Source organism: Rhizobium ruizarguesonis (genome assembly GCF_017357285.1).
Lineage (GTDB): Bacteria > Pseudomonadota > Alphaproteobacteria > Rhizobiales > Rhizobiaceae > Rhizobium > Rhizobium ruizarguesonis.
The window spans coordinates 1,707,619-1,727,780 of the sequence record NZ_CP071678.1 but is presented as its reverse complement, the minus strand read 5'-3'; the positions used below and the strand labels follow the sequence as shown (position 1 = coordinate 1,727,780).

Below are 20,162 nucleotides of genomic sequence, written 5' to 3'. Positions count from 1 at the left end.
TGCGATCCAGCTCATGAAGACATACCTCTGAGCGATGACCAACGCGACAGGTTCCGCCATGCCAGCCGTATTCCTGAAAGACCGCTCATTGCTCTTCGTCAGCGGCGCGGAAGCCCAACCCTTCCTGCAAAACCTGATCACCACCGATATCACCTCGCTTGGGCCCGACGAGGCGCGGCCCGGGGCACTCTTGACGCCGCAGGGCAAGATCCTGTTCGATTTCATGATCTGGCAGGACGGCGACGGTTACATGATCGAAACCGATGCCGGCCAGCGCGACAGCCTGCTGAAGCGGTTGACGATGTACAAGCTGCGCGCCGCCGTCACACTTGCGCCAAGCACCGAAGAGGGCGTCACCGTTTGCTGGGGCGAGGATGCCGAGGACAGCCAAGGCGTCCGGGGCAGCCAGGGCGTCCGGGACAGCCGCTTCACCAAGGCGGGCATCACGCTGATCCGCCGGCCCGGCAAACTTGGTGATGGCAAAGAAGCGCTCTACGACGCGCTGCGAATCAGCCACGGCATCGTCACATCAGGATCGGACTTCGCCCTGCAGGACGCCTTCCCGCATGACGTGCTGATGGATTTCAACGGTGGGCTCTCCTTCAGGAAAGGCTGCTATGTCGGCCAGGAGGTCGTCTCGCGCATGCAGCACCGCGGCACCGCGCGCCGGCGCGTCGTCACGGTGTCCGCCGCAACAGCCTTGCCGGAGACAGGGACGGAGATCACCGCCGCCGGCAAGCCGGTGGGAACGCTCGGTTCGGTCGAAGGCGGTAGTGGACTTGCGATCGTGCGCATCGACCGCGCCGGCGCGGCGATGGCCGCAGGCACGCCTCTGCTGGCCGGAGAAACGCCTGTTTCTCTCATCCTGCCGGCATGGTCCGGCCTTGTCTTTCCCGCCAGCGCCGACGAGGCCAGCGCGTGACAACGACGAAAGCGCCGCGTGCCTGGCAACGCATGCTGTCCGGGCGCAGGCTCGACCTGCTCGACCCCTCGCCGCTCGACGTCGAACTCGCCGACATCGCTCATGGGCTTGCGCGCGTGGCCCGCTGGAACGGCCAGACCTCCGGCGATCATGCTTTTTCGGTGGCTCAGCACAGTCTCGTCGTCGAGGATATTTTTCGCCGCTTCAACGATGCGCGGCCGCAGGAGTGCCTGATGGCGCTGTTGCACGACGCACCCGAATATGTGATCGGCGATATGATATCGCCGTTCAAATCGGTGGTCGGCGGCGGCTACATGACGGTAGAAAAGCGGCTCGAAGCCGCCGTGCACCTGCGCTTCGGCCTGCCGCCGCATCCCTCGCGCGATCTCAAGGACCGGATCAAGAAGGCCGACACGATCGCTGCCTATTTCGAGGCGACGGTGCTCGCCGGCTTCACCCCCGCCGAGGCGCAGAAATTCTTCGGCCAGCCACGCGGCATCAGCAAGGACATGCTGATGATCGAGCCCCTGCCGGCGATCGAGGCGCAGCGATTGTTCTGCGAGCGCTTCGCGGCGATCGAGGCCGAGCGGGAGATGGTGTCGTGACCTTTATCGTCGTCTCGCCGCTGTCGCGCATTGCCGAAATGGCGGTGCGCCATAAGGCGCGCGATATGATCAGCCTGATCGCCAAGGAGCAGGCCTTTCACCGACCCGGCGTGATCGCGGCCGAACGTCATCTGACGCTTGGCATGAACGACATCGTCTTCAAAGGCACCGGCGATCTCGTGGCGCCTGACGAGACGCATGTGCGAGCAATTATCGACTTTGCCGCATCGTGGCGACAGGAGACGCCGCTGCTCATCCATTGCTGGATGGGCGTGTCGCGATCACCGGCGGCAGCCCTCATCGCCGCGCTGTCGCTCGCACCGGATCAGAGCGAGGAAACGCTTGCCCGCCGGCTCCGAACCGCCTCACCTTTCGCGACGCCGAATGCCCGACTGATCGAGATCGGTGACGCGTTGCTCGGCCGCGGCGGCCGGCTGGTCGCGGCCGTGCGGGCAATCGGACGCGGTGCGGATGCCGACGGCAATGCGCCCTTCGTGCTTGCGATCCGGGACGCCGTTGGTGGTTGACGCTGCCTCCAGCCGCTCCATCTAGCCCCCGACCACGTACAATCGACAGGGCCAGATCATGGAACAACAAGCAGCCGATGTCCTCCTCGCCACGCAATCGGCACTCAGCCAGGCAAGCGCGCTTGCGGTGCAATATTCCTTCTCCGTCCTCGGGGCGGTGATCCTGCTCGTTCTTGGCTGGGCGCTGGCCGGTTTTACCAGCCGCTGGGCCTATGAAGGTCTGTCGCGGGTTCATGGCATCGACGAGACGCTGGCCCGGTTCTTCACCAATGTGCTGCGCTATGCGCTGCTCATCCTGGTGTTCATCACCGTCCTCGGTCAATTCGGCGTCCAGACCGCTTCGATCATCGCAACCCTCGGCGCAGCAGGCCTGGCGATCGGACTGGCGCTGCAAGGGACGCTGCAGAATATCGCCGCCGGCATTATGCTGCTGATCCTCAGGCCTTTCCGCGTCGGCGAATATATCGAGACCAGCAGCGTGGCCGGCACGGTGCGCGAAATCGGATTGTTTGCAACCGAGCTCAAAACCGGCGACGGGCTCTACCGTTTGGCGCCGAATTCGACGCTCTGGAATACGCCCATTACCAATTTCACCCGCGAGCCTACCCGGCGGAACGAGCTGAAAATCAGCGTCGCCTATGCGGATGACATCGATCTGGCGATGGAGACGCTGATGAACCTTGCCAAAGCCGATTCCAGGGTGCTGACGTCACCGGCCCCCAGCGTCTTCATCGACAGCCTTGGTGACGGCACGATCTCTGTAGCGCTGCGCTACTGGGCAAAGACAGGTGATTGGTGGCTGGTCAGCCGTGACATGGTGAAGCGCGTGAAACTTGCCTTCGACGACAATCCTAACGCTGTGCCGGATGATTCAGATGCCGCGCCGGAAAAAAAGTCCAACGGTAAGGCGGCTGCCGTAAAGCCGATGCCGACGCGGCAGTAAGACATTGCAGCGCCGCGGGGTCTTTTTGAAGACTCGCGACACTGTACACTTTGAATTGCTGCATAGTTTTGTCCTTCAATCGATTCCGATTTAAGGAATTATGCCGTAGGCTATTGGATGACGCCGCAGGACAGTCTTTCCCCGGCATCGCCTGAAGGCTGGCTCCGGTAATCATCCGAATTGGAGTGAACCATCAATGCGCGGCCGCGAATGCCGTCGGTCTTGCCGTCGAGCGTGACCATGCTGTCGAAGATCTGTGCCCGCAGCACGCCGTCCTCCCCGACATATTGATTGGGCATATCGCCGGCGTGCGGCCCCTTTGCGGCAAGGATGCCGTGCTCGGCCTTCCCAGGGTTGAAGTGACCACCCGCCGACTCATGATGGGTCGCAGCGTCGCAGCGGCCGGTCTCATGAACGTGAAAGGCCACCCATTTGTTCGCAGGCAGTTCCGATATCTCGACTTCGATCAGGACGCCGCCATTGGCGGCAGCCGTCAGTTGCGCGCGACCGTCCTCCTTGCCGTCCTTGCCGACGAAATTGGCGACCGCCGTTTGCTTGTCTTGAGCGCCTGCCGGCAATGCAACCGCAAGCAGGCTCAAGGCGGCGATAATGCGCATGGCTTTCATGGAGATCTCCTTCCGTCCGGTTGTCCATCTGAACGTATCAAACCGGAAGGTGTTCCTGATATAGAGCGCCGCGTCCGATAGGACGCGCTAAGGACGCGCTACGACTTTAAATTGGCGCATAATCCTTTCCGAAAATCATTCCGATTTTCGGGGTTATGCGCAGAGAATATCGAACAAGAAAAGCCGGCCAAACGGCCGGCTTGCAGATCACCCGAATTGAGCCGCAGCTTAAGCGACGGCGTCGAAATCGAACTGGCCGTAAGTGTTGCGGTAGAGATCGTCGGACTGATTGCCTGATGCCGGCGCGATCTGTTGCAACGGATAGGAAACGGCGATGCGGCTTGCCGTGCCGCTGTCGTGCGTGTCCATCATCAGAGCAATCAGGCTGCCGGAAAATTTCGGCTGCGAGTCGCTGCTCGTGTCGTCTTCCAAGATCTCTTTGATGATGCCGGGCTTCTCATCGGCGGCACGTTCGCCGCGGCTGAGTACGCCATCGCCATTGGCATCGAGCCGCGAAAGCGTCGCCAGATATGCATATGACGTGTCTGAAACGGATGTGGTGCTGGTCATACAAACCTCCATTCACCGCATTTTGCCGGTGGTGTTTGTACGCAATACGAACTTGGAAAATCACTGTTGACTCGGTGGTTAAACTGATTTGCGCAGTGCGTCAATAAGTTGTTAACTTCTCATTAACGATGATTGACAAAAGTTAAGGGAATGCTCGAGCGCAGGCCTCTGCCAGCATCAGGGGGCCGCTTTTCTCCGTATTTCAGGTATTTTTCACATATAAAACAGACGCCTAACGCAGCGAGGTCTCTGCTGCACTGCAACCGAATATTAATCCGGCCCATACAAAATGGGCATTCACGCATCACCAGCAGGCGTCCAGCTCATCAATATCAATCTCTGTATTCATTTTAGAAAGGTCTTCTATGTCCGGCGAAATGAGGCACGTTCATCAAACGAGGACGCTTCCCTCCGCTATCGTCCCGCGAGACGCATTCACATGAAAGCTGAAGCGCTTTTCTGGCGGCAATGCACCGAGGCCGTCACCGCCGACGGATCGATCGATGCGCAGCGCCTGATGGATCTTGTGATCGCGACCTATCGCGTCCATGAAAGCGACTATGACGAAATCGAGAGAAGCGCGGAAACGCTGCTAAGGGAAAACCATGCGCTGACAGGCAATATTTCCGCCCTCAGCCAAGCGTTCGACGGACAGAAAAAACTCTTCGAAATCATCCTCAACAACCTGCCGCTCGGTCTCAGCGTCTTCGACTCCGACCAGCGGCTGACGCTTTCCAACACCCGCTTCCGCCAGCTCTTCGACCTGACGGACGAAGATGTCATTGCCGGCGCGACAATCGCCGATCTCACGGCCAAAATGCGCGGCACGGAGAGCGCCAGCACCAAGCCCGGCCGGCGGGCCGGGCGACATTCTTCCGCAACCGTAAGGAGCAGTAGTCTCCGTCGGCGCGAATGGTTGATGGACGATGGCCGCATCATCCAGAGCATGGTGACTATCCTTTCCGACGGCAGCAACATTTCCATTCATGCCGATATTACCGAGGATCGAAGGGCGGCCGAGCGCATCACCTATCTCGCCCACCACGACCCGCTCACCGGCCTTCCGAATCGCATTCATTTCCGCGAGCAGGTGGATGCGACGCTCACAGAGCGCAGGCCAGATCAGCAGATTGCCCTCGTTCACCTCAATCTCGACCGGTTCAAATCGATCAACAACACGATGGGCGTTTCGGCCGGCGACAAGATCCTGCTGCAGGTCGCCGAGCGCATCCGAGCCTCGGCCGGTTCGGAAAACACCCTGGCGCGCCTCGGCTCGGACGAATTCGCCATCCTGCAGACGGGCAAGCAGCAGCCCCGGAACGTGACGGCGCTTGCCGAGCGGATCCGCCGGGAGCTTTCCAAACCATTCCTCCACGGCGAAAAACAGGTGGAACTCAGCGTCTCCATGGGCATCGCAATCGCCCCTGAGGATGGCGAGGAAACCGATATCCTGTTGAAAAATGCCGGCGTGGCGCTGTCACATGCCAAGGCGGACGGGCGCAAACGCGAACGTTTCTTCGCCAGCGAGATGGAAGCGCAGATCCAGTTGCGCCACGCGCTGGAGGCGGACCTCAGAGCAGCCGTTGAGAATGAAGAATTCGAGCTGCACTACCAGCCGCTTTATGACCTCGTGCAGCGGCGCATCTGTGGTTTCGAAGCGTTGATCCGTTGGAACCACCCAGCTCGAGGCCGCGTTCCGCCGATGGATTTCATTCCGCTTGCCGAAGAGGTCGGCCTTGTCGTTGATATCGGCCGTTGGGTTTTGCACCGGGCCTGCAACGATGCAGCGCAATGGCCGGAGGGCATCAAGATCGCCGTCAACGTTTCGGCAATCCAATTCAGCAGCAGCGACCTGACGCAAGATGTCAGCGAGGCGCTTGCCGCCGCGGCGCTGTCGCCGTCGCGGCTTGAACTCGAAATCACCGAGAGCGTGCTGATGGAAAATCTGAGCGACGTGCTGCCGATCCTGCATGCGCTGAAGGAGCGCGGCATCCGCATCTCGATGGACGATTTCGGAACCGGCTATTCCTCACTGAGCTATCTCTCGAGCTTCCCCTTCGACAAGATCAAGATCGATAAGTCCTTCGTCAACGACATCGTCGACAACAAGGAAGCGCATGCGATCATGCACGCGATCATCCTGCTCGGCGATGCGCTCGGCATGCGCGTCACCGTCGAGGGCGTCGAGACGGCCGCCCAACTGGCGCTGCTCGAATGCGAGGAATGCGACGAAATCCAGGGCTATCACATCAGTCCGCCGCGACCGGCGCGTGACGTGCCCCATCTTCTCTCCCTGCCGCCGAACGGCGGCGTGACGCATCTTCCTGAAGCCAAGCACTGAGATCCCCCTCGATTGCGACTCGCACGGCAAGCCGCTACAAAATCGGCTGCGATTCCTGAGATCTTCGTTGTCGCATCCTTTTACCGCCCGCATTCCATTCCGCGCCGATGCCTATCGGCGGAAAACGATCTTCCTCATGACAGGTGGCGCTATGTTCGCGGCTGAAGCTTTCTCCCCACACGAAACGCTTGCCGCGGCGCTGATTGCGCATGCTGCCGATGGCGACGACGGCTCGCACGACCTTGCCCATATCCTGCGCGTCTTCAGGAATGCCATACGCATCCATGAGGGAGAAGGCGGCGACGGTCGGGTGCTTGCCGCTTCCGTGCTGCTGCATGACTGCGTCGCAGTCGAGAAGAATTCGCCGCTGCGGGCAAGAGCATCGGCTTTGGCGGCGGAGAAGGCATCGGCGATCCTGGCAGAACTCGGCTGGAGCGAGGCGGATATTGAAGCAGCAGCCCACGCAATCACCGCGCATAGTTTCTCGGCCGGGGTGACGCCGCAGACGCTGGAAGCGAAGATCCTGCAGGATGCCGACCGGCTGGATGCGATCGGCATGGTCGGCGTCGCCCGCTGCTTCTATATCGCCGGGCGACTGGGATCCGGGCTCTACGATCCGTTCGACCCGGCGGCGGCGGACCGCCCGCTCGACGACAAGCGTTATGCCATTGACCATTTCCAGACGAAGCTGTTCAAACTGGCGGAAGGGTTCCAGACCGAGACCGGCCGCAGGCTGGCGGCCGCGCGTGACAAAAGCCTGCGCGATTTCCTCTCGGAATTCATGGACGAAATCTAGGAGCACAACATGCATGTCAGCGACCTCTTCATCTACCCGCTCAAGAGCGCCCGCGGCATTGCGCTGCCGGCCGCCGACATCGACGGTTACGGACTTCCCGGCGACCGACGGGCGATGATCACCGATGCGCAGGGTCACTTCATCACCCAACGCGAACTGCCAGATCTCGCGCGCATCGAGGTGCGACCGGAGGCAAGCGCCTTTCGGCTGCTGATGCAGGGGAAAACGGACATATCGGTAGCAGCGCCTCAGCCTGAAAACCGCATGGATGTGATCGTTTGGAAATCTGCCGTCAGCGCCGCCGTCGCCGATCCGGAGAGCAACCGGCAGCTTTCCGAATGGCTTGGCCGCGAGGTGCGGCTGGTCTTCTTCGACGGGCAGGCGCGGCGGACGGCGAATGCCGAATGGGCTGGCGAAGGCACGCCTGTCACCTTTACCGACGGTTACCAGATCCTGGTGGCGACGACGGGCTCGCTGAAGGCATTGAATGCCGATCTCGCCGCCCATGGCGAAGGCAGTGTCGGCATGGAACGCTTCCGTCCGAACGTCGTCATCGATACGGACGAAGCCTGGCCGGAGGACCGCTGGGCGGCGATCGAGATCGCCGGCATCCGCTTTGATCTCGTCAAACCCTGTTCCCGCTGCATCATGACGACTCAGGACCAGTTGACCGGGTCCCGCGAGGGACCAAACCCGATGCCGGCCATGGGCCGCATCCGCATGTCGGCCGACCGGCGCGTGCCCGGCCCGCTCTTCGGCTGGAACGTCACGCCACGCGGCAGTGGCAAGATCACGATCGGTGACACCGTCAGCATCATTGAAGAGAGGCCGGAAGGCTGGGCGCTCAAGCGTCGCGCCGCAGCATAGAAGCAATTCCAGGAAAAGTGCGAAGCGGTTTTCCGTCCGGAATTGCGTGAATACAAAGAGTTAGAGCGGTTCTGCGCTTCCGTGAAAAGCTGAACCGCTCTAGAATCGTCACACGCGCGCGAGTGCGGTGTCGATGCCTGCCATGACATCGGCCGACAGGGGTCCCTTCTCCAGCGCGCCGGCATTTTCCTCCACCTGGGCGACGGTGCGGAAGCCCGGGATGGGAAGGGTGCGCGGCGAGCGTGCCCAGAGCCAGGCAAGCGCGCCCTGCGTCAGCGTGCGGCCGCCTGATGTCAGGAGATCGCGGACGGCATCGAGCCTTGCAGCGAATTCCGGGGCCATGCGGCCATCCTTGAAATAGACCATCCACTCGAGCGCAGCACCGCGGACATCCTTGGCGCCCACTGCCTTGTCAGCGGTGAACTTGCCGGTGAGCAGACCCATCGCCAGCGGACCGCGATTGATGGAGATCAGCCCCTTCCCCTCGATCACCGCAATCATCTCCGGCACCGGCTCGAAGACGTTCATCGTATGCTGGACCGAGACGTAGCCCTGGCGGCCGGTATGACGGGCGGCGCGATCGGGAAAATCGGTGCTCCAGCCGAACGCGTCGATCTTGCCTTCGGCGCGCAGCGCCTCCAGCGTATCGAAGACGGCATCCGATTGATCTAGCGGAAAATCATTGAGATGGAACTGCAGGAGATCGAGGCGCTCGCGCTTGAGGCGGCGCAACGAGGTCTCGACCGAACGGCGGATGAAGGCCTCATCGGCGAAGGCGCCGGTTGCCTGCTTGGTAGCCGGATCTGTGGCGAAGCCGAACTTGGTGGCGATGACGATATCGTCGCGATTGCCTATCGCCCGACCGAGCACCTCCTCCGAGTGGCCAGCGCCATAGTTCGAGGCCGTGTCGAAGAAGCGGATGCCGAGTTCGATGGCACGGTGGATCGCCTCCACGGATTCATCGTCGTTGACATCGCCCCAGCCGAGCGGCGTGTCGCCGGCGAAGAAGGGGCCGCCGATCGCCCAGCATCCCATGCCGAGGCGCGGAATTTCGCGGCCGTTCCAGAGCGTGATCGTCGTCGGTGATGCGGTCTTGGTCAGCATGAGGTCCTCCTCGATTGGCAATCCTGTGAACACATAGGAAGCGCTCATGGGCAGGTAAACCGCCAAATCCGGAGGATGTTTTGCACCCGTAAAAAACGAGGTCAGGCGGAAATACCATTCGGGCCGGAAAGCGTCCGCAAGGCTGGATTAAGCGCCTTGAGCGCCGCCTGAACGAAACCGTCGCGGGCAGTTGCCGCCTCGATGCCGCGCGGCTCGTAAACATGGCGATGCAGAAAGAACCCTGTCAGACGGAATGCGGTTGAGAGACTATCGAAGTCGGCCGCATGATTGCCTTCGACGCTGAGGAACGGCGGCAGGAGCAGCATTTTGTCCGCCCAGGGCGCACCCGCGGCGCGGCTGACGGCGCGGCCGGATTTCGGCGAGACATAGACGAGATCGGAACGGGCGCCGGTCGCGGCGCATTCGGCGAGATCGAGGCCGAAGCCGAGATCATTCAGCACCGCAAGCTCGAAGCGTACGAAGAGTTCGCCGGCATCAGCCGGGTTGTGCAGGTGATCGAGGATGACCTCCAGCGCATCGAAGAGGTGCGGATGCGGGTCACGCTCCGGCAGCAGCCGCAGCAACGCGCCCATCGCCTGAACTCCGTAGACGGCGGTCGCCGTTTCCATCAGGCGGGCGGCGCGCAGCGTCACGGGCTCGACGCGGAATTCGCCGAGATGCTCGTCAAGCCGGGCACGCCAGATGACCTCCACGGCGTTGCCCGCCTGCAGCACCGGCTGCATGGCGCGCGAGCGGCCGGAACGCACCAGGCCGAGATGACGGCCGCGATCACGCGTCATCACCTCGGCAATGACGCTCGTCTCGCCGTGGCGCTTGACGCCCAGAATGATCGCCTGATCCTGCCATTGCATCGAAAGAAGTCCCTGCGGCTGACGAATCCATCCTAATCCAAGGCCCGGTTTCTGTCATGGACCACTTCTGTCATGGACCGCATCAGGCTACAGCCGGGAAAAGCCTCTGCAGGAATTCACGCATTGCCGTTTCGTCGAACGGTTTCACCAGAAGCGGTATTTGCTGCAGGTCGGCCGGGAAATCGCCTGTATCGGAATAGCCGCTGACGAAGCCGAAGGGGATGCCGATATCGAGAAGATGGCGGGCAAATCCGAAGCTCATGCCCTCGCCGAGATTGACGTCGAGAAGGGCGAAATCATATTTCTCCGCAGCGATGGCAGCCCTCGCCTGTTCCAAACTGCCGACGATATCGATGCTCTCGACACCTGCCAGGCGCAAAATATCTTCCGCCTCCATCGCGATGATCAGACTGTCTTCAAGAACCAGAACACGGGTTGCGCTCATGATTCCATGCCCCTCGTCGGGCACTTGTCGCAGCGCCCCGGCCATTTCGCCAACATCATTGCCCTCCGGTGCCCCGCATGGCACGCTATCGGTGAATTCCGCCACCTTTTCTGAATAAACCATTTTTCTGCCCGGTCGATAAGAATCAAAATCGGAGGAAAGATGTCGGCTGACCTTATTTTCCCTGCTGCTAATCTGCATTTAAAAAAGACATAACCAGGCTGCTTGGCTAAAGCATGTCGCGCAAAAGTGTGCAGCGGTTGTCTAATCGCATTGCCTTAGTCAAGGCTGTTTTGTTTTGCCATTCGGTATTGGCTCTGTTTTTGAGGAACGCGCACCCGCGGTGTATTCGATTGGTTGGGCGATGTTGTCTTCAAAGCTGTCCAGCGCCGGGAGCAGGGTTGTCTGCGCGGTCGACACCTGGTCGCCGCATAATGGGTCTCCGCAGGCAGGATCTTCCTATGTTTTGCGCGCAGTCTCAATGAGCTGCAGCCGCTGTAACGGAATGATCCGACCCACGCCCGCAGCTGGGACGCTCAGTGCCTCACATCAGGTTTGACGCGCTGAGGGAAGAAGGCCCGACACTTCGCTTATGCCGTCGCGCCGGCCAATCTGTTGAATACGTCTCCTGTCTTGAGCATGCTGTGCATGATGACCGCAAGCTTTCGGGCGACCGCCACCGCAGCGCGCTTGAAGCCCAGCCGCTCACGCAGCTTAAGCCCCCAGCTTTTGAGACGGCTCTCGTTCCTGGCACTGGTTCTTGTGAGGATCACCGTCGCCGCTTCATAAAGCAGCCCCCGCAGATGGGGGGCGCCTCTTCGAGAGATATGGCCGTCATAGTCGACCTCGCCTGACTGGTAGCGCCTCGTTGTCAGCCCGAGCCAGGCGCCCACCGATCGCGACGTTTTGAAGTTGTCTGGACCTTCAATCGCGGCGACATAGGAGATGGCCGTGACGGCACCGATACCCGGGATCGTCATCAACCGCTTCGTCGCCTGGCTCTCCCGTGCCGCTGCGACCAGCTGGCGACCAAGATCGGCCGCGCGCATGCGTATGTCACGCCACCCCTCAAGCAGCGGCAAGATGATCTTTGCAAGGCCGTCATTCCCATCCAGGAGTTGCCTCACATTGTTATCAAACACCCGACCTTTTCCTTGGGCGACGATAAGACAGAACGTCTTCATCACACCGCGGATCTGGTTGCTAAGCTGGGTTGAGATGCTCAGGAGCTGAGTGCGGGCCGCCACCAGCGTGCGCGTCAGCATGCTGTCGAAAGCCTTGACCCGGACAGCCGTGTAGAAGCCGGCTTCGGCCAAATGAGCCAAGCCATCCGCATCATTGTCATCGGTCTTGTTGAGCGTCTCGTTCAAGACCTTTTGTGCGTGCCGCGCTTCGATGCAGATCGCCGGCACGCCTTCCTTGGTCAGCTCATGATAGAACCACGTCGACAATGGCCCCGTCTCGAAAACAACGCGCCTGGCGTGCGGGGCATGCTTGCGGATCATCTCGGCTACAAGTTTGGGGTCCGAAGCGCACTTCCCCCGCCAGATCCGTTTACCGTCCTGTCGGATTGAGATCGCGGTCTCTTTCAATGAAACATCAAGCCCGATATATTGGTCCATGGTTGCTCTCCGTTCGATGTTTGGGCCCGGTTCCAATCGTGAGCCCGTTTTTCCATCTTATCGGGGGCAACCACCCCTGCCAGCCATCTCTCACGAAAATGGTCTGGGATGATCGCGCCGCGATTACCCCATGTTTTGCGACAACGACATGCGTAAAACGAAGACCTGAAGCGCCAGGAGCGAATCTAAAAGATCGCGACGCGCTTTAGATGAACGGGCGTTTGCCCTCTCCAAGCCCTTCCCAGCCGGCGATGACCATCAATTCCTCGCCGTTCAGCACCTCGCAGCCGCGCTCCTGCCAGCGGATCAACCCACGTTCGCTGAGCTTTTTCAAGGTTTTGTTGGTGTGAACGATGGAGAGACCGAGTGTGTCGGCAATGTGCTGCTGGGTGATGGGGATAAATTTGCGGCCGTTGAAGATGTTGAGCTTCCGGCCGCGCTCAAACAGGAAAGCGATCAGGTAGGCTGCTCTTTCCAGCGCCGTGCGGCGGCCGATGCTCAAGAGATGCTCATCCAGGATGCGCTCCTCGCGCGCGGCGATCCAGGTAATGTCGAAGGCGAGCGAGGCGTGCTTGTTGTAAAGCGTCATCAGCCTGTCTCGTTCGAAGACACAGAGCGAAACGGGTGAAAGCGCTTCGACGGAGTGCTGCATCTCGCCGGCGATGGTTCCCTGCAGGCCGATCAGATCGCCCGGCATGATATAGTTCAGAATCTGGCGACGCCCGTCCTCCAGCATCTTGTAGCGGAAGCCCCAGCCGGAGAGCACCGTGAAGAGATGAGCGCTATGGGCTCCCTCGACGAGGATGGTGGAGCCGGCATCGACGGCAAGCTCACCCCTTTTGAAGCTCGAGACGAACTCCAGCTCGTCGCGACTGAATTCCCTGAAATGCGGCAACGGCCGCAAAGGACATTGCTCGCATGGGGTCTTGAACGAATTGATGGGTCTCGACGTCGCCATACTTGCCCTTGCCGTCGCAAAACCGGCGCGCCAGCAGAGGCCAGCGTCTACCCGATGACATCCTTGCCATGCTTATTTCGGAAAATCGAGACCCATTTCGCGGAACCGCTCGGGATCATCACCCCAATTCTCGCGAACCTTGACGAACAGGAAGAGATGGACCGGCTGTTCGAGGATCTCCGACAATTCCTTACGCGACGCAGTCGAGATCGCCTTGATGGTTTCACCACCCTTGCCGAGCGCGATCTTCTTCTGGCTGTCGCGCTCAAGATAGATCACCTGCTCGATCCGCACCGAGCCGTCCTTGCGCTCTTCCCACTTCTCCGTTTCGACATGCGAGGCATAGGGAAGCTCCTGATGCAGGCGCAGAAACAGCTTCTCTCGGGTGATCTCGGCGGCGAGCTGGCGCATCGGCAGATCGGAGATCTGGTCTTCCGGATAGTACCACGGCCCCTCCGGGAGCGTTTTCGCCAGATAGTCCATGAGGTCGTCGCAGCCGGAGCCATTTTCGGCTGATATCATGAATGTGCGCTCGAAAGCGATCTTCTCGTTGGCGGCAGCGGCCAGTGCAAGCAGATCCTCGCGGTTGACGCGGTCGATCTTGTTGAGCAGCAGGATCTTCGGTTGCCGGACTTCCTTGAGGCCTTCGAGGATGGCTTCGGCATCGCCGCGCAGGCCGCGCTCGCTGTCGATCAGCAGCACGATCAAATCGGCATCCCTCGCACCGCCCCAGGCCGAGGTTACCATGGCACGGTCAAGCCGGCGGCGCGGCTTGAAGATACCGGGCGTATCCATGAAGACGATCTGGGCATTGTCGTGGATCGCGATGCCGCGAACGATGGCCCGCGTCGTCTGTACCTTATGGCTGACGATCGAGACCTTGGCGCCGACGAGGCGGTTCACCAGCGTCGACTTGCCGGCATTGGTCGGCCCGATCAGCGCGACGAAGCCCGAATGCGTCGGACCATTGGTTTCTGCGGCAGCTTCGGCCGCGATATCTTCTTCTTGTGTCATTGTCCCGTCAGTTTCCGGCAGACGATTGCTGCCAAATGCCTTCGCGCTCGAGCATCTTCGTTGCCGCGACCTGTTCGGCGGCACGCTTCGACCGCTCTACGCCGGTTTCGGGCTTAATGCCAGCAACTTCCACCGTCACCTTGAAGCGCGGATCATGATCCGGTCCACTGCGTTCATCAACCCGGTAGATCGGCGTGACGCCGAATTTCGCGTGCGACCATTCCTGCAGCTCTGTCTTGGCGTCGCGCTTGGCGCCATCGGCCCGCACCGCCCTGCCCTGCCAGTAACGCAGAATGAACCGGCGGGCAACTTCGAGGCCGCCGTCGAGATAGATCGCGGCGATCAGGCTTTCGACGACGTCGGCGCGCACGTTCATCATGCGCTTGCCGGTCAATTTCTTCACATCGGCGCCGGTGCGGATATAGAGGTGAAGATTGAGCTCGTCGGCGACCGCGGCACAGGTTTCAGCACTGACGAGCTGGTTGAGGCGAACCGAGAGCTCGCCTTCTCCCGCCGTGCCGAAAGTGCGGAACAGAAGCTCGGCGATGCAGAGCCCGAGGACCCTGTCGCCGAGGAATTCCAGCCGTTCGTAATTGCTGCCCTTTTCCGTGCGGGCGCTGGCATGGGTCAGCGCGCGATCCAGGCGCTCCTTTTCAGCGAAGTCATGACCGATCAGGCCTTCAAGCTTTGCGCGGTCCGCCGCAGAAAGCGTCTGCGCCTTACTCATTCAACAACCTTGAAGAGGCGATCCCAACGCATGTTCGTCGGCCACTTCCAGATTTCGCGGAAGGAGGTATCGTTGCCGAGCGAGAAGAAGATGACGCTGGCGCGGCCGACAAGATTTTCCGCAGGCACGAAGCCGACGTCAAAGCGGCTGTCGAGCGAGTTGTCGCGGTTATCGCCCATCATGAAATAGTGGCCTTCCGGCACGATGAACTCGCGGGTGTTGTCGCCGCGCGATACCGGAGACTGATCAAGCGTGTCATAGGTCTTGCCGTTGTCGAGCGTTTCGCGGAACACCGGCACATCCGCACCCGGATCAAGCTTGTAATCCGAGGTGAAGCTGCCGTCCGCCACCTTCGGAACCGGCTTGCTGTTAACGTAGAGCACGCCGTCGGTAACCTGGATATGGTCACCCGGCAGGCCGATACAGCGCTTGATGTAATCAACCTCAGGGTTTGGCGGGAAGCGGAAGACGACGATGTCGCCACGCTTCGGATCGGCGCCGAACAGGCGGCCGCTGAAGACGTCAGGCGAGAAGGGCAGCGAATATTTCGAATAGCCGTAAGCGAACTTATTGACGAAGATGTAGTCGCCGACGAGCAGCGTCGGCATCATCGAACCGGACGGAATGGTAAAGGGCTGGAACAGCACCGTACGGATCACCATCGCCAAAATCAGCGCCTGGATGATGACTTTGATATTTTCCCAGAGGGCATTCGGCTTGGCTTCGACTTTTTCGGACACGCAGTCTTATTCCTTCAAGACGCCGCGGAGGCGCAATTCTTTCTGTCGTTCTCTCTAGCGGCTTCGGTCGGTTGCGGCAATGGCGACAACACCAAAAGCGACGAGAGGTCGCGATCAGAGGCTCTCGGGCAACGCCTCGATAATGACGAAGGCCTGCGCCAAGGGATAATCATCCGTTATTGTCAAATGAATGGCGGGCCTGTGGCCCGCGGGCAGCAGCGATTCGAGGATCAGGGCGGCGGCGCCTGATAAAACCATGGTCGGTTTGCCGCTCGGCAGGTTGACGACGCCCATGTCCTTCCAGAAGATGCCCTGGGCTATGCCGGTACCCAGCGCCTTGGAACAGGCCTCCTTGGCAGCGAAACGCTTGGCATAGGATGCGGCACGATTTGCCCGGCGGTCAGAACGCGCGCGCTCGATCTCGGTGAAGCAGCGATGGGTGAAGCGCTCGCCGAAGCGCTCGATGGATTTCTCGACACGGCGAATGTCGATCAGATCGCTGCCAATGCCGATGATCATGCGGAACCTTCCATCGCTTAAGAATTCTTGATCAGGTTCATACGCTCGGCATGTCGCCGGCCGGACTGGCAAGACGCAGGCGCGCCCGCTCCATCAGCCGTATGTGGCGGCGCGTCTGAAAACCCTTCACGGTGTAGAACGTCAGCGCATAGAGCGCAACGGAGGTGACGATCGCCGGCGGAATGGCGCCGACCAGCATCGGCTCCAGCACCGGCTTCCACAGCTCAGCGAAGTTCAGCTTGTGAAAAAGGGCAGCGAGATCCACCGTCTGACCGGCCAGATGATCCTCGCGGCTCAACAGCAAATGTCCGATTTCCCAGGTGATGCCCCAGATGAAGGGATAGGTCAGCGGATTGCCGAAGGCGGCGCAACCGAGGGCGGCGGCCACCATGCTGCCGGAGAGGAAATAGGTGATGACGAAAGCCATGACAAAATGCACGCCGATGAAAGGCGTCCACGAGACGAAGACACCCGCAGCGACGCCGGCGGCAACCGCATGCGGCGAAGCGCTCAGGCGCAGGACGCGCATTGTCAGGTAACGGATCGGGCGAAGGAAACCCTTGCGAGGCCATAAGAGCTCCCGCATCTTTTCCTTGAATCCCGCAGGCTTGCGACGGCGAAACAACATGGCCGGTATTTAGTGCAGCGCACACGGCCATGACAAGAGCGGCAAATGATACCGCTCGAAAATCCGCCCCTCATTTCTCTCTGCGAAGAGGAGCTTCTTCATGCCGAGGGGCGTCCGTTATGCATAACGTCCCTCACTCGTCTCAAGTATAAAGTTCTGTATCAGCGATTGCGGAACAGACCGCGGTCGACCTGGCGCTGACGAAACTCGAGATCAATACGATCGAGCGAGCCGTTCAAATAAGCCATTTCACGTTCCTGCGTGGTCGGAGCGCGGAAGGCACGTGCGAATTTCTTGATAGGGTCAAACATTCCCTTGTCTCATCTTCTGTTTGCGTTTCGATAGCCAGAAGATAGGCCCGACAGAGGTTAATTACCACCGCCGCAACATGGAGACAGCCATGCGCTCAGCGCATCTCTTGCCTTTTTGATGCGTCATCCCGATCATAAAATGTGCAATTTTTCATCCAAACCCCCGAAAGGGCTTAACAAAAGCTTACTCGTAGAGACGCCGGACCGTGGCGATGCAATCCAGTTCCTTCATCTGGGCGAGCAACTGGTTGAGCTGACGCAGGTCCCAGACCTCGACCTCGAGCATCATTTCGGTGAAATCCGCCGCCACCCGCACCGTGTTCAGCAAGCGGATATTGACGTCGAGGCCTGCAACCGTCTGGGCGACCTTGGCAAGCGTGCCGGGTTCATTCAACCCATTCACCATGATGCGCGCCATGAAACGCGACTTGTTGGCTTCGTCGAGATCCCAACGCACGTCGATCCAGCGGTCGGGCTGATCGTCGAAGCGCTGCAGGCTCGGCGACTGGATCGGATAGATGGTGATGCCCTTGCCTTGGTCCATGATGCCGACGATGCGATCGCCGGGCACGGCGCCGGTCGGTGCGAATTTGACGTCGACATTGCCGGACAGGCCGCGGATCGGCCCGATATCAGCGTCGGCGTCGATTTCCGAATGGCCGCCGTCATGCCCGGCCTTCGTCTTGCCGGGGATCTTGAAGATCATACCGGCCGCACTGCGGACGTTGAACCAGCCGTCATCCCCCGACGGCTTCACGGTCACGCGCTCATCCTGATGATCGGGATAGACGGCGCGCAACACGTCGAGCGAGGACATCTCGCCGCGGCCGACGGCGGCGATCGCATCCTCGACGTCCTTCTGGCCGAGACGGTGCAGCGCCGGCTTCATCGCCTCGCGCGAGAAGATCTTGCCGGCCCTATTGAAGGTGCGCTCGAGAATGCGGTGGCCGAGGCCGGCATATTGCTTGCGGATCGCCATGCGGGTGGCGCGGCGGATGGCGGCACGCGCCTTGCCGGTGACGACGATCTCCTCCCAGGCGGCGGGCGGAACCTGCACGCCGGAGCGGATGATCTCGACCTCGTCGCCATTTGCAAGCCGCGTCACCAGCGGCATGATGCGGCCGTTGATCTTGGCGCCCACCGTGGTATCGCCGATATTGGTGTGCACCGCATAAGCGAAATCGATCGGGGTGGCGCCGCGCGGCAGGGCGATCAGCTTGCCCTTCGGCGTGAAGCAGAAGACCTGGTCCTGGAAGAGTTCGAGTTTGGTGTGTTCGAGGAATTCTTCCGGACTGTCGCCCTCGGCCAGCGCCTCGATCGTATGGCGCAGCCAGGAATAGGCATTGGATTCGCGGGACAGGATATCGCCATCGGCATTGGTGGCGCCGTCCTTGTACAGCGTGTGGGCGGCGATGCCGAATTCGGCGATTTCGTGCATGCGCTTGGTGCGGATCTGCAGTTCGATGCGCTGGCTGGAGGGACCGACGATGGTGGTGTGCAGCGACCGGTAATCGTTCTGTTTCGGCGTCGAGATATAATCTTTGAAGCGACCGGGCACGACGCGCCAGCGCGTATGAACGATGCCGAGCGCTCGGTAACAGGACGGGATGTCCTCGACGATCAGGCGGAAGCCGTAGACATCGGAAAGCTGCTCGAAGGAAAGCGACTTCGACTGCATTTTGCGGAAGACCGAATAGGGCTTCTTCTGCCGGCCCTTGACGTAGGCACTCGTCAGGCCGCTTGCCACCAGCAGGTCGCGCAGTTCGGCTTCGATCTTCTTGACGATGCCCTCGTTGCGCTTCGAAAGCTCTTCCAGCCTTTTGGTGACGGTCTCGTAGGCTTCCGGGTTCATATGGCGGAAGGAGAGTTCCTCGAGCTCCTCGCGCATGTCCTGCATGCCCATGCGGCCGGCGAGCGGCGCATAGATTTCCATCGTCTCCTCGGAAATGCGGGCACGCTTGTCGGCCGACATGTGGTCGAGGGTGCGCATATTGTGCAGGCGATCGGCAAGCTTGACGAGCAGCACGCGCACATCGTCGGAAATGGCCAGCAGCAGCTTGCGCAGGTTTTCCGCCTGCTTGGCCTTTTTGGTGACGAGATCGAGCTTCTTGATCTTCGTCAGCCCCTCGACCAGCCGGCCGATATCCTCGCCGAACAGTTCGTCGATCTCGGCGCGCGTCGCCGTCGTATCTTCGATCGTATCGTGCAGAAGGGCGACCGCGATCGTCGATTCATCGAGATGCATGTCGGTGAGGATCGCAGCGACCTCGAGCGGATGGGAAATATAGGGATCGCCGCTCGCGCGCTTTTGCTGGCCATGCTTCTGCATGGCGTAGACATAGGCTTTGTTCAGCAGTGCTTCATTGGCATCGGGCTTGTATTGCTGAACCCGCTCCACGAGCTCGTACTGCCGCATCATTCCAAAGCCACTCCGATAAAAATAAAAGCGCGCCAATCAACGATTGGCGCACACATGGGCAATAATATGCCTAAGCAATAAAGGTGCAAGATTGACGATTGGTAATCGTCGCTCTTTTGCGTCGCATGAAGCTTTTTCCGGGCTGCATCTAACCGATGCGACCGGAGATCCCGCCTGCGCGCTTAGTAGTCGTCGCTCTTTTCCGGCGGCACGAGGCCTTCAATGCCGGCAAGCAGCTCTTCTTCCGACATCTGGTCGAAAGTGATCGTCTCCGGCAGGTCGTCCTGCTCTTCGCTGTCGGCTGCGGTAACACCGCCGGCGGCGATCATGCTTGCCGGATCGGGCTCGGGCTCGTCGACTTCGACATGCTTCTGCAGCGAATGGATCAGATCTTCCTTGAGGTCGTCGGGCGAAAGCGTCTCGTCGGCGATTTCGCGCAGGGCCACCACAGGATTCTTGTCGTTGTCGCGATCGATGGTGATCGAGGCACCCTGGGAAATCAGCCGGGCGCGGTGGCTGGCGAGCAGAACCAGCTCAAAGCGGTTCTCCACCTTGTCGATGCAATCTTCAACTGTGACACGGGCCATTGCCTGTCCTTTACGGTCG

22 protein-coding genes are annotated in these 20,162 nt (G+C 60.4%); 7 read left to right on the top strand and 15 right to left on the bottom strand.

Features of this window, described 5'->3' with window-relative positions:
- The first annotated feature begins 58 nt into the window (after positions 1-58).
- The 4 genes from ygfZ to J3P73_RS08560 are packed head-to-tail and all read left to right on the top strand — an operon-like array spanning position 59 to position 2,997.
- The gene (gene ygfZ, locus J3P73_RS08575; protein ID WP_130655103.1) at positions 59-922 is read left to right on the top strand and encodes a CAF17-like 4Fe-4S cluster assembly/insertion protein YgfZ; all 864 of its coding nucleotides are present in this window, start codon (positions 59-61) and stop codon (positions 920-922) included.
- Positions 919-1,527 (top strand): HD domain-containing protein, encoded by a 609-nt coding sequence (locus tag J3P73_RS08570; protein WP_207579871.1) that lies wholly within the window; start codon positions 919-921, stop codon positions 1,525-1,527. The genes ygfZ and J3P73_RS08570 overlap by 4 nt, the downstream gene beginning before the upstream one ends.
- Positions 1,524-2,054: a tyrosine phosphatase family protein gene (locus J3P73_RS08565; protein WP_130655102.1), complete on the top strand. Its 531-nt coding sequence runs from the start codon at positions 1,524-1,526 to the stop codon at positions 2,052-2,054. Before J3P73_RS08570 ends, J3P73_RS08565 begins: the two co-directional genes overlap by 4 nt.
- A 58-nt stretch (positions 2,055-2,112) precedes the next feature.
- Positions 2,113-2,997 (top strand): mechanosensitive ion channel family protein, encoded by an 885-nt coding sequence (locus J3P73_RS08560; RefSeq protein ID WP_130661307.1) that lies wholly within the window; start codon positions 2,113-2,115, stop codon positions 2,995-2,997.
- A 110-nt stretch (positions 2,998-3,107) separates the two neighbouring features.
- Here the strand turns inward: J3P73_RS08560 and J3P73_RS08555 are convergent, their stop codons facing one another.
- Together J3P73_RS08555 and J3P73_RS08550 are read right to left on the bottom strand one after the other, a co-directional pair.
- Positions 3,108-3,623, bottom strand: a complete 516-nt coding sequence (locus J3P73_RS08555; RefSeq protein WP_130691116.1) for a superoxide dismutase family protein — start codon at positions 3,621-3,623, stop codon at positions 3,108-3,110.
- Between the two features lie 228 nt (positions 3,624-3,851).
- Positions 3,852-4,205 carry a hypothetical protein gene (locus tag J3P73_RS08550; RefSeq protein WP_197726822.1) on the bottom strand — a complete coding sequence of 118 codons (354 nt, stop codon included), beginning with the start codon at positions 4,203-4,205 and terminating at the stop codon, positions 3,852-3,854.
- 427 nt (positions 4,206-4,632) lie between these two features.
- Between J3P73_RS08550 and J3P73_RS08545 the strand changes: the two genes are divergently transcribed.
- The 3 genes from J3P73_RS08545 to J3P73_RS08535 all read left to right on the top strand — a co-directional run bounded on the left by J3P73_RS08545 (position 4,633) and on the right by J3P73_RS08535 (position 8,197).
- Positions 4,633-6,534: a putative bifunctional diguanylate cyclase/phosphodiesterase gene (locus tag J3P73_RS08545; RefSeq protein WP_024321233.1), complete on the top strand. Its 1,902-nt coding sequence runs from the start codon at positions 4,633-4,635 to the stop codon at positions 6,532-6,534.
- A gap of 136 nt (positions 6,535-6,670) precedes the next feature.
- Entirely contained in the window at positions 6,671-7,330 is a 660-nt protein-coding gene (locus J3P73_RS08540) for an HD domain-containing protein (protein ID WP_207579998.1), read from the top strand.
- Positions 7,331-7,339: 9 nt separating this feature from the next.
- Positions 7,340-8,197: an MOSC domain-containing protein gene (locus J3P73_RS08535; RefSeq protein WP_130691120.1), complete on the top strand. Its 858-nt coding sequence runs from the start codon at positions 7,340-7,342 to the stop codon at positions 8,195-8,197.
- Positions 8,198-8,305: 108 nt separating this feature from the next.
- Here J3P73_RS08535 and J3P73_RS08530 read toward each other — a convergent pair whose 3' ends face one another.
- The 13 genes from J3P73_RS08530 to rpoZ all read right to left on the bottom strand — a co-directional run bounded on the left by J3P73_RS08530 (position 8,306) and on the right by rpoZ (position 20,143).
- On the bottom strand, positions 8,306-9,301 hold the full coding sequence (locus J3P73_RS08530; RefSeq protein ID WP_130655097.1) for an aldo/keto reductase: 996 nt from the start codon (positions 9,299-9,301) through the stop codon (positions 8,306-8,308).
- A 101-nt stretch (positions 9,302-9,402) separates the two neighbouring features.
- Entirely contained in the window at positions 9,403-10,173 is a 771-nt protein-coding gene (gene recO, locus J3P73_RS08525) for a DNA repair protein RecO (protein WP_130691122.1), read from the bottom strand.
- 82 nt (positions 10,174-10,255) lie between these two features.
- Positions 10,256-10,741, bottom strand: a complete 486-nt coding sequence (locus J3P73_RS08520; RefSeq protein ID WP_018070600.1) for a response regulator — start codon at positions 10,739-10,741, stop codon at positions 10,256-10,258.
- Positions 10,742-11,208: 467 nt separating this feature from the next.
- Positions 11,209-12,240 carry an IS110 family RNA-guided transposase gene (locus tag J3P73_RS08515; protein ID WP_207579870.1) on the bottom strand — a complete coding sequence of 344 codons (1,032 nt, stop codon included), beginning with the start codon at positions 12,238-12,240 and terminating at the stop codon, positions 11,209-11,211.
- A 205-nt stretch (positions 12,241-12,445) separates the two neighbouring features.
- Entirely contained in the window at positions 12,446-13,198 is a 753-nt protein-coding gene (locus J3P73_RS08510) for a Crp/Fnr family transcriptional regulator (protein WP_018070601.1), read from the bottom strand.
- A 72-nt stretch (positions 13,199-13,270) separates the two neighbouring features.
- Positions 13,271-14,212, bottom strand: coding sequence for a GTPase Era (gene era, locus J3P73_RS08505; protein WP_018070602.1), 942 nt, complete (start codon positions 14,210-14,212; stop codon positions 13,271-13,273).
- 7 nt (positions 14,213-14,219) lie between these two features.
- Positions 14,220-14,939, bottom strand: coding sequence for a ribonuclease III (rnc, locus tag J3P73_RS08500; RefSeq protein WP_018070603.1), 720 nt, complete (start codon positions 14,937-14,939; stop codon positions 14,220-14,222).
- On the bottom strand, positions 14,936-15,679 hold the full coding sequence (gene lepB, locus J3P73_RS08495) for a signal peptidase I (protein ID WP_018070604.1): 744 nt from the start codon (positions 15,677-15,679) through the stop codon (positions 14,936-14,938). The genes rnc and lepB overlap by 4 nt, the downstream gene beginning before the upstream one ends.
- Before the next feature lie 114 nt (positions 15,680-15,793).
- Positions 15,794-16,198: a holo-ACP synthase gene (acpS, locus tag J3P73_RS08490; RefSeq protein ID WP_024321240.1), complete on the bottom strand. Its 405-nt coding sequence runs from the start codon at positions 16,196-16,198 to the stop codon at positions 15,794-15,796.
- 37 nt (positions 16,199-16,235) lie between these two features.
- Entirely contained in the window at positions 16,236-16,826 is a 591-nt protein-coding gene (locus tag J3P73_RS08485; protein ID WP_130661301.1) for a DUF2062 domain-containing protein, read from the bottom strand.
- A gap of 161 nt (positions 16,827-16,987) precedes the next feature.
- Positions 16,988-17,137 (bottom strand): DUF3563 family protein, encoded by a 150-nt coding sequence (locus tag J3P73_RS08480; RefSeq protein ID WP_003558084.1) that lies wholly within the window; start codon positions 17,135-17,137, stop codon positions 16,988-16,990.
- A 184-nt stretch (positions 17,138-17,321) separates the two neighbouring features.
- Positions 17,322-19,556: a RelA/SpoT family protein gene (locus tag J3P73_RS08475; protein WP_018070607.1), complete on the bottom strand. Its 2,235-nt coding sequence runs from the start codon at positions 19,554-19,556 to the stop codon at positions 17,322-17,324.
- Between the two features lie 182 nt (positions 19,557-19,738).
- Positions 19,739-20,143 carry a DNA-directed RNA polymerase subunit omega gene (gene rpoZ, locus J3P73_RS08470; RefSeq protein ID WP_018070608.1) on the bottom strand — a complete coding sequence of 135 codons (405 nt, stop codon included), beginning with the start codon at positions 20,141-20,143 and terminating at the stop codon, positions 19,739-19,741.
- Between the last annotated feature and the right edge of the window lie 19 nt (positions 20,144-20,162).